The organism is Acinetobacter sp. Tr-809 (genome assembly GCF_011753255.1).
GTDB lineage: Bacteria > Pseudomonadota > Gammaproteobacteria > Pseudomonadales > Moraxellaceae > Acinetobacter.
Genome location: NZ_VWVZ01000003.1, coordinates 79,163 through 93,217 on the forward strand (window position 1 = coordinate 79,163; position 14,055 = coordinate 93,217).

The window sequence follows — 14,055 nt, forward strand, 5'->3', positions numbered from 1 at the left end:
AGGATTTTTAACCTACTGCTAAATCTGCTCGTGTCGAGAAGCGATAACCTGTGCCACGAACGGTTTGGACAAAACGGTCGACACCAAAAGGCTCTAACACTTTGCGTAAACGACGAATATGCACATCAATGGTACGGTCTTCGATATAGACATTACCACCCCAGACTTGATCTAGGAGTTGAGCACGCGTATAGGCACGCTCTGGGTGCGTCATAAAGAAGGCCAATAAACGATATTCGGTTGGACCCATCTCTAAAATACTGTTGCCAAAACTCACGCGCTGACTGACAGGATCAAGTAATAAGCCATTGGCATCAATCACTTTCTCACCGCTCAATGCATTGGCACGACGTAACACTGCTTTGATACGAGAGACCAGTTCACGGGTTGAAAATGGCTTGGTCATGTAATCATCTGCACCGGCATCCAGACCTTGAACCTTATGGTCTTCTTCGCCACGTGCAGTCAGCATGATCACAGGAATCTCTGCCAAGTTCTCATCACGTTTGAGGCGGCGGCATAAATCTACGCCACTTACACCACCTGGTAGCATCCAATCCAGCAAAATAAGCGCAGGACGCTGATCAACGATAATCTGATGCGCTTGTTTGGCATCCTCTGCTTGTAAACATTGGAAGCCTGCCATATCTAAAGAGGTATGGATCATTTCGCGGATCGGTAGCTCATCATCGACAATTAAAATATAGTCATCTTTCACAGCGCAATACCCTTAAAATCTGTAACGGTTTAACCGTTTTGTTGTTATGACAGGCTTATTACAAAGATTAATTATGACAATATCATTGCAAAAGAATTAATAAAGTCGAATTTAGCAATAAATTGTGACAATCGTAGGGCAGCATGGTGACGGATTCGTGACAATTTGCTTAGCAATAAAGCAAATAAATTCATTTGCTTAACTAAAGTGTAGTTTAACAGCTTTGTTTGTCACAAAACTGTAAAACGATTTTAATTTTTTTGCGAGGTTGTTTCGATAAAAGACAAAAAGACAGCACAGCAGGCTGACAGAACATCTTCCAACGGTTGTTTGAAGCCTTCTGAGACCCAGCGAATAATAATATGGGTGACATAACCATTTAAGCCCGTTGCCATGAGTGAAACTTCTTCAGCACTTTGTGGTGCATTTGGCATGGTGATCATCACAAAGCCTTGAATAATACGATCGAACTGGGTCAAAGTCTCTTGAATGGTGGCTTGATTATGTAGATCTTGAACCAGCATTGCATCAATATAAATAATTCGTGCCATACGAGGATCATCTTTAATGGCATTCAGTAATGCAGAGAGGCCCGCGTTCACCATATTCTTCGGTTCTGGCGCAGCCATCAGAACAGCTTGGGTTAAACAGGTTTGCATTTTTTCAATCATTTTTAAGAACACGGTTTGAAACAGTTCTTCGCTTTTCTTAAAAGATTCATAAAAATAGCGTTCAGTCAGCTTGGCTTCATTACAGACATCTTTGACCGTGACCGAGAAAAAGCCTTGTGTGCCGTAGGTTGCAATACCTGCTTCAATTAATTTTTCACGACGTGCTTCTTTGCGCTCGGTTAAAGACAGACCTTTAAATTGTCGTTCTTTCGCTTCTGTATTTTTTTTCTTTCTTGTCGCTTGATCTTGAGTTGCCATTGAGAAAACCGTTCCCTAAAAAGTCTTTAAATCGTGTGTCTAATATTTGCATTTCAACTATGTTGTGCTGACTAGCATAACCAAATTTTGAAAATATGCCTTGTCTCTTTTAAACATCATCAGTCATGAAATGTAAATAGGCCTATTATGACATGTAGGATGTTGGTTATTGCCATTTGTCTTAAAGCTAAGTGTACTATATTGACAACACGTATTGTCAAAATTATATTGGTTACAGGTTAAACAGCACATGGTCTGAGCGAATATGTGCGTATCATTCGCAGTACAAAGGATAGGCAATGAAAAATTTTAAAAATAAAGTCGCAGCGATCACCGGTGCAGGTTCTGGGATTGGACAACAATTGGCAGTTTTATTGGCGAAACAAGGTTGCCATTTGTCATTGAGTGATATCAATGACAAAGGCCTGACGCAAACTGTTGAATTGGTGAAACAGTATCCTGTAACAGTGACCACCAAAGTACTTGATGTTTCAAACCGTGATGCGGTGAAACAGTGGGCGCAAGAGACTGTACAGGATCATGGCTCAGTCAATTTGATCTTCAATAACGCAGGTGTAGCACTTGGCTCGACCGTGGAAGGCGCAAGTTATGAAGATTTAGAATGGATCGTTGGGATTAATTTCTGGGGTGTGGTCTATGGCACCAAAGAATTCCTGCCATTCATCAAACAGACCAAAGATGGTCATATCATCAATATCTCCAGTATTTTTGGTTTAACCTCGCAACCAACCCAATCGGCATATAACGCAACCAAATTTGCGGTGCGTGGTTTCACTGAATCATTACGTCAGGAATTGGATATTGAGAAGGGCGGTGTCAGTTCACTTTGCGTACATCCGGGCGGGATTCGTACCAATATCGCCAAAGCAGCAAAAATGAATGACAGCTTGAAGAGCTTGGGTATGGACCCAAACAAATCAATCAAGCAATTTGACAAGTTCCTACGTACTCCACCAGAAGAAGCAGCTCGTCAGATTTTAAATGCAGTATTAAAAGATAAACGCCGTTTATTGATTGGTACAGATGCGCGTATTGTGGATTCGTTCCAACGTTTATTCCCGACGGGTTATCAACGTATTGCAGCGCTTGCAACCAAGATGATGTAAGTCGTCAGCATAAAAAAAGCCATTCTCTGTGAATGGCTTTTTTATATCCGTCATAAGGTGGTTTTAGATCAGTACCTTAATCTTGGTCTTTTTCCAAAAGAACTGATAATAAAAGGCTTGGAATAGACATAGACAGACAAAGGACAGCGCATAGGCAATCCAAATGCCTGTTAAGCCCCACAATGAACTAAACCAATATGCACATGGCACTTCGATCAGAACAATTGTGAAAATATTGATGAGCATTGGAATATTGACCGCACCACTGGCACGCATAATCGATGCAAAAATAGCACTGGCACCAAAGAACAGAATCGACCATAGCACAATAAATAACAGTTGCTGACCCAGTTCAATTACGCTGTGATCGGTAATAAATAGCGCCATCAGATATTTTGAAAACAAATAAGCCAGAGCAATCAAACTACCCGTAAATAAGAAATTCATACCCAAAGCGGTACGGGTGACTTTGGCCAATAAATCAGGCTTACCTGCGCCAATTGCTTGCGCGGCAAAAATCGAAGCGGCAATCGAAATCGACAAAGCTGGAAATTGAATGTAGTTCAGTACCTGATTGACTGCGCCGTAAGCAGCGGTGGCATGTGCGCCATAATGGTTAATCAAGCCAATAATCACCAGACCCGCTAAGGAGGTGGTGACCATTTGAATCCCTGTTGGAATACCGAGCTTTAAAATTAATTTACTCAGCTCAGCATCATGGCGAATATGTTGCAGTAATAGACCATCAATTTTTAGTGGATGGTTTTTATAGTTTAGATAAACTGCTAAGAAAATTAGTACAGCGGCATAACCGATAATGGTTGCAATTGCAGGGGCAACAATCCCCAAAGCCGGAAAACCAAAATAACCTTTCAGTAAAACGGGGGTTACGCCCAAACCAATCAAGCTGGTGAGGCTCAGGGCAATCAGTGGTGTCACACTATCACCGACACCCCGCAAGATCGAGGTATAAATAATATAGACGAACAGTAATGGGCTGCCCACCAACATCCATTGCACATAAGGCAAGGACAGGTGCATCACTTTAGGATCGGTACCCAGCAACTCCAAAATATGTTTGGCGAAGATCAGACCCAAGACCGCAATAATGCTGCCGCCGATCAAGGTCATAAAGACGGTTGAGCCAATCACGGAACGGACTTTTTCTAGATTCTGCGCACCCCATGCTTGCCCAATCAGCACCGTGGAGCCTGCGGAAATCCCAATCACAAAAGCCAGTAAAAAGAATAGGATGGGAAAGAATACCGATACAGCGGCAATTGCATTTACCCCCATCATTTGACCGACAAAGATGGTATTAATGGTTCCCGACAGGTTTTGTAAAATATTGGTGGCAATCAGCGGCACCAGAAACACAAAAAAGGTTTTCCAGAGATTCGGTTGCATGACCAAGGGTTGGCGTGGTGTCATTCAGTTTCCTTCACGCTTCATCCTGAAACGATTGTATTTTTTTCAACATAACACTATCAGTTGTGTTGAAGATGAGGGTTCAGTTTATTTTTGTTGATCAACATTGTACGAGGATTTCACCTGCGCGTTGTAGTGTTTGATCGGTTTTCGCGAAGCAGAAGCGGATTAAGCGTAATGATTCAGGTGCTTGCTGATAGAACACTGAAATTGGAATTGCCACAATTTTATGTTGCTCCGCAAGAAATTGGCACATCTCGATATCATTAAGATCAGGGCGAATATTGCTGTAATCCAGATTTTGGAAATAGGTGCCTTGAGATGGGATGAAGTCGAAACGTGAATTTTGAATTTGGGTGTTGAACAGATCACGTTTCGCCTGATAAAAACTTGGCAATTCTTGAATATGCTCAGGGTGTTGTTGCATATAGTTGGCAAGTGCAATCTGGCATGGAGTGGTGCCACAGAAATTGGCAAATTGATAGATCTGGCGGAACAGGCGCATGAGTTGTGGCGCAGCAACACAATAGCCGGTTTTCCAACCTGTGACATGGTAGGTTTTGCCGAAAGAACCAATCACGAAACTGCGTTCACGTAATTCTGGAAATTGCAGTGCGCTATGGTGTTTTTGCCCATCAAAAATCAGATGTTCATAGACTTCATCGGAGAGCACCACGATATTTTTATCTTGAATCAGCTCAATTAACTGTTGCCAATCTTGTTCTGACCAAATTGCACCTGTTGGATTGTGTGGGGTGTTGACAATAATCATGCGAGTATTGGCATTGATACTGTCTTTGACCTTTTGCCAATTCACCTGAAAGCTTGGAGCATCTAAATGGATATGTACTGATTTTCCACCTGCCAATTGAACTGCAGGGGCATAGCTGTCATAGCTTGGATCGAAAATAATCACTTCATCGCCAGCATGGATGCAGGCTTGAATGGCGCAGAAAATCGCAATGGTTGCACCAGGTGTAATGGTGATCTCAGTAACAGGATCGAGTTGCAGTTGATCGCGCGACAGGAATTGCGTGGCGAGTTGTTGTCTTAATGCGAGTACGCCATCGCCAGCAGGATATTGGTTATAGCCTGAAAGTGTTGCTTGGCTTAGTGCTTCGAGCAGGGCTGGTGGCGCAGGAAAATCGGGGAAGCCTTGGGACAGGTTCAGGGCATTGAGGCGGTGTGCGAGTTCAGTCATGACACTAAAAATGGTAACGCCTTGGCTTGGGAGTTTTGACTGAAGTTGCAACATCGGATGTCCTTTTTAATATCTAGTTTCTTTTTGACGATGACTCTGCACAGCCTCGTATGCTGTGAGAAATTATATGTAATTTGCATAGGCATGTTTTACTTTTCAAGGATGAAAAGTAACAAAAATCCTTTGTAGTGCTGACGGCCCATCCATGAGGCCGCAGCACTACGAGCGGCATCCATGCCGCCGTCACGATAGCTGATCTCAACTTAAATTGAGCTAGAGAACTTTACGATTTGATTTATTTACAAAACATTTTCAACAATGGCACGAATCACACCGAGTGCTAAACCAATAAATGCACCAACGATCACACCATTGACGCGGATCATATGCAAATCACCGCCAACTTCACTTTCGATTTTGGCAATCATTTCACGCGAATCCCATTCGTGGATGCGCTCACTGATATACCGAATGATCTTGTCGCTGTATTGCTCACTGAAATTGGTGGCCAAACCGACCATTTTTTCATTCAGCACCTGACGCACTTTTTCATTTTGAATCAGACTTTCACCGAGTTGTTGTATCGCCGTCTGTAAATTGGTGGCAATGCCTGAATCTTCCCGCATTAAATCGGTTTTAATCGCATCACATAAAATCGCCACAGCACCACTGATAAAGTTCAGTACTTGTGGGCTATCGAGCAAGGCATCTTTGCCACGATTTAAGCGTTGGCTGGCGTCACTGTCTGTTTCTGCCAATTCCAGCATCAAGTTATGCGTGGTGGCTTCAATATCCTGACGCCAAGGGTGGTCAGGATTAGCTAGCATCGATTCAACTTTTTCAATGAGTGAATCAATGGTGCGTTGCTGTACATCAATGCCAATCCAGCTTGCGCCTTTAGCTAGCTTCCACACACCTAATTCTTGGAATAATTTACGTGATAAATCACGTGCTTCTTCAGGGTGGGACACCATCCATTCATGTGCCAGATCTAGTCCACGTTGTAATACATCCTGATGGAAATCATTTTCCAGTACCGCACGCAGCATTTCACTGGCCAGTTTATTGACCTTGGTACTTCTGACCCATTGCACACTGTTATTTTGGACAAAGTGGGCAATCTGATCTTGGCTGACAAATTCAAAGATTCTCGGTACGGTGTGCTGAATCATTTGCACCACATGCTGATTGTTTTTAGGATTAGCCAACCACTGACCTACCGCCAAACTGATATCGGCATTTTGTAAGCTACGTTCCACAATTTGTGGCGATAAGAAATTTTCCTGTACAAAGCGTCCCATTGATTCGGCAATACGCGCTTTATTCCGTGGAATAATTTCAGTGTGATCACGCAACAGTTTGGGCAGCGGCATTCTGCCGAAAGGGTTGCGGAATAATACTGTGACCGCATACCAATCGGCTAAGCCACCGACCACGCCAGCTTCTGCACCGAGCATAAAAATATGGATAAGCCATTTATATTCAGGCAGGAAATGTGCCGCGACCATTAAAGCGACCCATGACACGACTGCAATAATCAGTGCCATGGTGGCGAAGTATTTACTTCGTTGTAAGCTTGGGACGTGGATTTCTTCGACTGAACTCATTGAGCCATCCTTTTAATTTACTTTTTGTTTTGAGGTGGTGCAGGTGGTTGCAACACGTCTCCTGTTGGACTCAGACCATATTTTGGACCTAAGGACTGTAAAATCAGTTGCGCATCAAAAGCATCAGGTGATTGCTGCTGAGTCTTAAAGCACTCGATAGTATACGATACTTGAATTGGATCAATATTGACCACTTGTGGAGTATCGTAGAATGGATCCGGCCAAAAGGCAGGATGACGACGATAATAACCATAAGGATAATACGAAGGCGTTGGATAAATTACCGCCTGACGAGGTGTTTTATGGCGGGCATTACTTGGATCATCCACTACACTAAAATAGCGGAACCCATTTTTGACCGTGGTTTGCGCTGCCTTAAGTAGGGTAATTTCCTCAGCCGTACCATAACTCAAATTGTTATCTGCTTGGAAACCAACGCGGTAAGTTTTGTTATTTAACGGATAAGCGGTGAATTGACCGAGTTGGTCAAAGGTTCTGGGTTTGGAGGGAACCGTTGCACATCCTGCAAATGTCAATGCGACAAGGAGCGGGGTGCATATTAATAAAGCTTTCATATGCCATTCCTGTGTACAGTGTCGAGGGAGATCGACTTAAAAACTACTGTTCGGTTGAGTTAAAAATTCCAGTTCTTCAGCGCTTGAGTTACGGCCTAAAATTGCATTGCGATGCGGATAACGACCAAAACGATCAATGATCACTTTATGCTTTTTCTCAAAGTTTAGGTTAATTTCATTGCCTAAGCGTTGGAACAGTTTCAGTGCAAATTCATGTATGAGTTTGGATTCACTATGCATAAACGGCATATATAAAAATGAACGCTGATCTGGGCTGAGTTGTGCATCTAGTTGTAAGCTAATCGCTTCTTGTGACAGGGTTAATGCCAAGCTGTCGTAGGCAAAGGCCTGTGCTTGATCTCGATATAAGTTTCGTGAGAACTGATCGAGTACAATAATTTCAGCCAAACGACCTTCAGGCGTTTGACGCCACGACCATAGTTCGGCTTGAGCAGCTTGCTGATGAATCTCTGCAAAGGACGCACGAATTTTTGCATCGAAATCATCACTTTTGGCAAACCAAAGTGAACGATGATCAGGGTCAAACCAAAAATTAAGAATGTCTTGCGCTTGCATGGGCGAGTATCCATTGGAAGATTTATTTTTCAATAAAATCACAATTTTTGCGTGTCTTATGTAACAAGATTGTGATAAAAATTGCCAAACTAAATCAGATGACTAGATTGTAATTGTCGTTATAATTGGCTGAGTCGAAGGGATTGGCATGCACAGCATGTCTGTAGAATCGACGACGTCGCTACCATGAATTTGGTCGACTGATCTTGAATAAGCGAGCATAGAATATGAATCAACCCAGCCTTACTTCCTCTGTGATACCAACTTGGGTAGATGCCTCGCTATTAAAGGGGATGTTACGTGGGATTGAGCGTGAAAGCCTACGCATGCAAAGCAATGGATTTTTATCACAACAAAATCACCCCATCGCTTTAGGCTCAGCACTCACACATCCGCATATCACCACTGATTATTCAGAAGCGTTGATGGAGTTCATTACCACGCCACAAAGTACCATTGCTGCAGCTTTAAACGAATTGAGCGACATTCATAGCGTGGTGCATCAGCAGCTAGAAGAAGGTGAAAAACTCTGGCCTTTGTCAATGCCATGCATGTTGGATGATAACGAAGAAAATATTAAGCTCGCACAATATGGCAGTTCTAATATTGGCCGCTTTAAAACCTTATACCGTCGTGGTTTAGGCGTGCGTTACGGACGGCGTATGCAAACCATTTCAGGGGTTCATTATAATTTATCTTTTCCAGAACAATTATTTGCTGTTTTGCAGCAGCATGAAAGCAATCCAGAATTAAAACAGCTCAGTCCGCAAGATTATCGTAGTCACCGTTATTTTGGCTTGATCCGTAATTTTATTCGTCTGATTCCTTTAGTGATGTATATGTTGGGCGCAAGTCCATCGGTGTGTCGTTGCTTTTTGACAGGTCGTCAGCATCACTTACAGCCTTTAGTGAAAGGCACACTCTATTTACCTGAAGCAACAGCATTGCGGATGGGCCGTTTGGGTTATCAAAACTCAGCACAAAAAGAACTCGGAATTCATTATAACGACCTGCATGATTACTTAGATGGCTTACAAAAAGCCGTGCATACCCCATATCCAGAATTTACCCAACTCGGTTTAAATGATGAACTGGGCGAGCCAATTCAAATCAATGATCACGTATTACAGATTGAAAATGAATACTACAGTCTGGTGCGTCCTAAACAGGTGCCACAAGCGGGTGAAACACCTTCGCAAGCGTTAAAAAATCGTGGTGTCGGCTATGTCGAATTACGTGCAGTCGATGTGAATCCGTATAGCGCGATTGGGATTGATGAAATTTCGGCAGGGTTTCTTGAGAGTTTAGCTTTATATTGCTTACTTAAAGACAGTCCAGATCTCTTTGCTGAAGAACAAGAGCAAATTGATCGTAACCAAACTGAAGTGGTGAATCGCGGTCGTGCGGCAGACGCTAAGATCGAAGAGGGCGGTCACTCCATTCCATTGAAAGACTGGGCACAAACTCATTTAAATGCGATTCAGGCCTGTGCCAATATACTAGATCAAATGGATGATACTCAGTTGTATCGAGATGCGATTCAGGTGATGCAACAACGCTTAGATCATGTTGAAAACACGCCTTCAGCCCATGTAATTGCAGATACTTTACAACATGGTGGCACATGGAATTTTGGTAGTGTCATGGCGCAGCAACATGTTGACCATTATGATCAACATCCACTCAGTGAAGAACGCAAACACTATTTTGAACAATTGGCGCAAACTTCGTTGCAAAAACAGGCGCAACTTGAACAAGATAACGACATGAGTTTTGAACAATATCTTGCACAATACCGTTAAAATTTTAGAGGACTTCCCATGCGATGGAATTACCGCTTAGTCAGTGCATTACTGGTACTGACCAGCATTATTGGTATCTCATTTGCGTTGTATTTAGAACATGTGCAAGGTTTGGATCCTTGTCCACTCTGTATTTTCCAACGCCTTGGCTTAATTGGAATGGGTTTAATCGCACTGGTAGCATTTATCCATAATCCAGTTTCAAATGGCTTCAAACGCTTTTATGCATTCTTGGCAACTTTATCAATTGGCTGGTCTGTTGGTGTTGCTGCACGCCATGTTTGGTTGCAGAGCTTACCACCTGATAAAGTGCCAAGCTGTGGACCTGGTTTAGATTATTTGGTTGATGCGTTACCGATGAAAACGGTACTGCAAGAAGTACTTTCGGGTTCAGGTGAGTGTGCCGCGGTCGATTGGACTTTTCTCGGACAGTCATTGCCAGTATGGTCTCTGGTTTATTTTAGTTTGATTTTATTAATTTGCTTATGGCAGTTATTTAGAAACTATCGCGTTACACAAAAATAAGCGGATCGTTGTTCTAAGTAATTTTAAACCCGAAATATGGATGCATGTTTCGGGTTTATTTTGTCACTTAGTCAAAAAAAGTGTAACTTTTTACTAAAAATGGTCGTTTTTTTGTAGACAGTCAGGTCTGTTTTTTATAAAGTTCAGCCGATTCCCCGTACGATCTGATTATAAAAAATGCTTTTTAATATATTTAATGTATTAGAAAAAATAGGGCTAAATGCACAGAAACGTGCCATCCACGTACAATTTTCTAATAATCTACTGAATAATCAAGTTTTTTTACAACGCATACAAGGCCAGCATCAACTCAATGTGGGTTTGGAAGCAGAGCTGATTTGTCTTTCGACCAATGCCCAGATTCCTCTCAAACAATTTATTGGGACTCAGGTTGCAGTTGATCAGGTCACTGATTCAGGGCAACTATTTCGCACCACGGGGATTGTGACCGAGGCCAGTTATGGACAGAGTGATGGTGCATTAACGCTGTATAAGCTGACTGTACACGATGCAACCCATTTATGGCATAAGCGCCGTAATAGCCGTGTTTTTATGAATAAAACGATTGTGGAAATCACCGAAGTTTTGTTCAAAGAATGGCAGCAAAGAAGTCCACTATTTGCGGCAAGTTTGAGTCTGGATCTGAATGGCTTAAGCCAGAATTATGATATACGCCCATTTGTAATGGGTCATAATGAATCCGACTATTCTTTTCTTACACGCCTATGGCGCAGTGAAGGCATAAACTGGCTGATTGATGAAGCTGAGCTTTTTGTGCCACATTCAAGTACACCTGCCAAAGCGCAGAAGCTGAGATTGATTGATGATAATAGTCAATATCAGGCTTTAGCTCGACGGAGTATTCGCTATCACCGCAGCAGTGCTACTGAATTCCAAGACAGCATGACCAGTTTCGTGGCGGTGCGTAGTTTGCAGCCGACTGCGGTGCATCTGCAACGTTGGCAGCCTGATGCCTTGGCACAAGAAGAAGGTGCAGGTTCAGTGGTCACTAGTCATAACCATTCGGAAAGTTTTGATTCTGCCAGTTTAAGCCTTGAGCAGGCATGGCATATCAGCCCAGCTTGGATGCAGGACTTAAAGGGTGAAGACCAAGCCACAGCTTCAGGCGGTAGTCAGTTAGAAAAACTGAATCAACAATTCAATGACATGTATGCCAGCCAAGCCAAATATTTTAAGGCTTATAGTACTGTGCGCGATAGCCAAGTTGGTTATTGGTTTAATCTCAGGGAACATCCTGAAATTGATCAGCATGCAGGGGCCGATCAGGAGTTCCTGATTATTGCCAAGAATTTCTATAATCAAAATAATTTACCGAAAGATTTACAGCAACAGGTCAGTCAACTGCTCAGCCAAAGCCGCTGGGATCAACGAGGCTATGACGACATCGAGCGCCAAGGCAATGAGCTGACCTTGATTCGCCGTCAGATCAAAATCACCCCTGAATATGATCCAGAATTGCATCGTCCGATCGCCTATCCGCAACGCGCCAAAGTAGTGGGGCCTGAAGGGGAAACCATCTATGTGGATGAGTGGGGACGGATTAAGGTACGTTTTCTGTTTACCCGTAGTGATGATCATGGACATGATGGCGGTGCGGGCAGCAATGACAATGACACCGACTCCGCATGGGTGGATGTCCTGACCCCTTGGGCGGGGGAAGGCTATGGAGCACGCTTCTTGCCGCGTATTGGTGAGGTGGTGGTCATCGACTTCTTTGATGGCAATATCGATCGTCCTTTTGTGACAGGGCGAATCCATGAAGCACAGCGTTCTCCGACCAAATTTGATGTCAAAGGGCAGCTTCCCGACACTAAAAAACTCAGCGGTATCCGCAGTCAGGAAGTGAATGGCAATGGTTTTAACCAGTTACGTTTTGATGATACGACAGGGCAAATTAGTACCCAGTTGCAAAGTAGTCATGCGGCAACACAGTTGAACTTAGGTAATTTGAGTCACCCTAAAGTACAGGAAACCAGTAACGGTCGTGGCGAGGGCTTTGAGCTCAGAACGGATGCTTGGGGCGCTGTACGGGCAGGTAAGGGTATGCTGATTAGTACCTATGCCCAAGAACAGGCCATTGCTGATCATCTGGAAGCTGCGCAAGCGCAATCTTTGCTGTCACAGGGCTATGACAGTATGAAAATGCTCAGTGAGGTGGCTGCGAAGCAACAGACTGATGCGCTAAATGTGATTAACCGTCTACCGAAGTTTATTCAGTCATTGGAACTTAAAACCACAGGTCAAGCACTGGATAGCACTTTAAATCTATTTAAAGAAGGGATGAGTAATGATCCGATTCATGCTTTAAAGGATTGTGGTGGTTTTATTGAGGATATTGGTGCACTCGGCGGCAACGCCAAAAACGCGGTAGATGAGTTTAATGCGTTCTTTAGCGATGCCAAAGATGCGGTTGAAAATCTGAAAGAGTTCATTGAAAACGTAGAAGAGCATGGCGCTGATATAGTCAAAGGCAAGCTTGCCAGTATTAAAGATCGGATTCAGCAAAACCCGTTTGAAAGTATTAAAGAAGTCGGCAATGTTTTGGCCAATGTCGATATTAAAGATTTTGAGCTGATGAGTACTTGCGGCACCTTTAGTAAAGGCAGCAAGTTAGAAGTGACCCCGTCCAAAGCATTGAGTTCGTTACAGGGCTTTATGGAGGGCTATACCCAAGGTTTGGAAAGCAGTTCGAATGCCAAACAGCAAGAGCAAGGCAAGATTTTCAGACAGGCGTTGATGTTGTTGGCATCGCCGAATGGGATTGCATTAACCACGCCTGAAAATATTATCTTACAGGCCTCTCAGGATATTGCCGAGAGTGCCAGTGGCTCAATTAACTTGAGCGCACAGAAGAATATTATTGGGCATGCACAGGACAAGATCAGCTTGTTTGCTGCACAAAAGGGCTTTAGGGCTTATGCAGCGAAAGGGAAATTGGAGTTGCAGGCGCAGGATGATCTAATTGAAGTGATTGCTAGGAAGGTCATTAGATTAATTTCGACAGAGGAAAAAATTGAGCTTACGAGTGCGAAAGAAATTGATATTAAAGCTGGAGGTAGTCAACTAATTGTAAATGGAGGTGGAGTGTTTATAAAAACAGGTGGCAAGTTTGAGGTGAAGAGTGGGCAGCATATTTTTTTAAGTGGTGAAAATATTTCTATACCAAAATATGATTTACCTAAAATAGAAAAGAATAAATTTAGCTTGAGATTTGCCCCATTTGGTAATGATATGAACTTTGATCTAATGGGTTTTGTTAACCAACCTTATAAAATTATTAATAAAGAAAGTGGGGAAATACTTTCAAGTGGTGTGATCACTGAAACAAAATTACCACGAATTTTCAGTGATACTGAAGATGAGGTAGAGTTATCGATTGGTAAGGAGTTATGGAAAATTGATGTTCAAGAATTATCTCCTAGTGGCGAAAATGAATCAGGAAATGAAGTCGAAATTCCAGAAAATTTATATTGTGAGTTTGAAGATGAAAATATTGAGCATGATTTTCTTGATTCAGACCTAATAAATTCAATAATAAATAAATAG

At 42.8% G+C, this 14,055-nt stretch carries 11 protein-coding genes; 4 read left to right on the top strand and 7 right to left on the bottom strand.

Annotated elements, in window-relative coordinates:
* Nucleotides 1–7: 7 nt before the first annotated feature.
* Complete coding sequence (gene phoB / locus F3J02_RS07745; protein ID WP_004803505.1) at nt 8–718, bottom strand: phosphate regulon transcriptional regulator PhoB; 711 nt, start codon at nt 716–718, stop codon at nt 8–10.
* Between the two features lie 251 nt (nt 719–969).
* The gene (locus tag F3J02_RS07750; RefSeq protein ID WP_167248467.1) at nt 970–1,647 is read right to left on the bottom strand and encodes a TetR/AcrR family transcriptional regulator; all 678 of its coding nucleotides are present in this window, start codon (nt 1,645–1,647) and stop codon (nt 970–972) included.
* A gap of 299 nt (nt 1,648–1,946) precedes the next feature.
* On the opposite strand from F3J02_RS07750, the gene F3J02_RS07755 reads away from it, so the two are divergent.
* Nucleotides 1,947–2,774: an SDR family NAD(P)-dependent oxidoreductase gene (locus tag F3J02_RS07755; RefSeq protein ID WP_159723867.1), complete on the top strand. Its 828-nt coding sequence runs from the start codon at nt 1,947–1,949 to the stop codon at nt 2,772–2,774.
* Nucleotides 2,775–2,837: 63 nt separating this feature from the next.
* On the opposite strand, the gene F3J02_RS07760 is transcribed toward F3J02_RS07755, so the two are convergent.
* The 5 genes from F3J02_RS07760 to F3J02_RS07780 form a co-directional block, all read right to left on the bottom strand.
* Nucleotides 2,838–4,205, bottom strand: a complete 1,368-nt coding sequence (locus F3J02_RS07760) for an MATE family efflux transporter (protein ID WP_167248468.1) — start codon at nt 4,203–4,205, stop codon at nt 2,838–2,840.
* 97 nt (nt 4,206–4,302) lie between these two features.
* Nucleotides 4,303–5,457, bottom strand: coding sequence for a pyridoxal phosphate-dependent aminotransferase (locus F3J02_RS07765; protein ID WP_167248469.1), 1,155 nt, complete (start codon nt 5,455–5,457; stop codon nt 4,303–4,305).
* Nucleotides 5,458–5,702: 245 nt separating this feature from the next.
* Nucleotides 5,703–7,010 (bottom strand): DUF445 domain-containing protein, encoded by a 1,308-nt coding sequence (locus F3J02_RS07770; RefSeq protein ID WP_167248470.1) that lies wholly within the window; start codon nt 7,008–7,010, stop codon nt 5,703–5,705.
* 17 nt (nt 7,011–7,027) lie between these two features.
* Entirely contained in the window at nt 7,028–7,585 is a 558-nt protein-coding gene (locus F3J02_RS07775) for a CC0125/CC1285 family lipoprotein (protein ID WP_004657069.1), read from the bottom strand.
* 36 nt (nt 7,586–7,621) lie between these two features.
* Nucleotides 7,622–8,161 (bottom strand): DUF924 family protein, encoded by a 540-nt coding sequence (locus F3J02_RS07780; protein ID WP_167248471.1) that lies wholly within the window; start codon nt 8,159–8,161, stop codon nt 7,622–7,624.
* A gap of 227 nt (nt 8,162–8,388) precedes the next feature.
* Between F3J02_RS07780 and gshA the strand changes: the two genes are divergently transcribed.
* The 3 genes from gshA (at nt 8,389) to F3J02_RS07795 (ending at nt 14,055) form a co-directional block, all read left to right on the top strand.
* Entirely contained in the window at nt 8,389–9,963 is a 1,575-nt protein-coding gene (gene gshA, locus F3J02_RS07785; protein ID WP_167248472.1) for a glutamate--cysteine ligase, read from the top strand.
* Nucleotides 9,964–9,981: 18 nt separating this feature from the next.
* Nucleotides 9,982–10,488, top strand: a complete 507-nt coding sequence (locus F3J02_RS07790) for a disulfide bond formation protein B (protein WP_167248473.1) — start codon at nt 9,982–9,984, stop codon at nt 10,486–10,488.
* A gap of 177 nt (nt 10,489–10,665) precedes the next feature.
* The gene (locus F3J02_RS07795) at nt 10,666–14,055 is read left to right on the top strand and encodes a type VI secretion system Vgr family protein (protein ID WP_167248474.1); all 3,390 of its coding nucleotides are present in this window, start codon (nt 10,666–10,668) and stop codon (nt 14,053–14,055) included.

Coding starts and splice junctions, on each gene's coding strand:
- gshA (WP_167248472.1), top strand. CDS start 8,389: ATGAATCAACCCAGCCTTACTTCCTCTGTGATACCAACTTGGGTAGAT.
- F3J02_RS07790 (WP_167248473.1), top strand. CDS start 9,982: ATGCGATGGAATTACCGCTTAGTCAGTGCATTACTGGTACTGACCAGC.
- F3J02_RS07780 (WP_167248471.1), bottom strand. CDS start 8,161: ATGCAAGCGCAAGACATTCTTAATTTTTGGTTTGACCCTGATCATCGT.
- F3J02_RS07760 (WP_167248468.1), bottom strand. CDS start 4,205: ATGACACCACGCCAACCCTTGGTCATGCAACCGAATCTCTGGAAAACC.
- F3J02_RS07750 (WP_167248467.1), bottom strand. CDS start 1,647: ATGGCAACTCAAGATCAAGCGACAAGAAAGAAAAAAAATACAGAAGCG.
- F3J02_RS07795 (WP_167248474.1), top strand. CDS start 10,666: ATGCTTTTTAATATATTTAATGTATTAGAAAAAATAGGGCTAAATGCA.
- F3J02_RS07755 (WP_159723867.1), top strand. CDS start 1,947: ATGAAAAATTTTAAAAATAAAGTCGCAGCGATCACCGGTGCAGGTTCT.
- F3J02_RS07770 (WP_167248470.1), bottom strand. CDS start 7,010: ATGAGTTCAGTCGAAGAAATCCACGTCCCAAGCTTACAACGAAGTAAA.
- F3J02_RS07775 (WP_004657069.1), bottom strand. CDS start 7,585: ATGAAAGCTTTATTAATATGCACCCCGCTCCTTGTCGCATTGACATTT.
- F3J02_RS07765 (WP_167248469.1), bottom strand. CDS start 5,457: ATGTTGCAACTTCAGTCAAAACTCCCAAGCCAAGGCGTTACCATTTTT.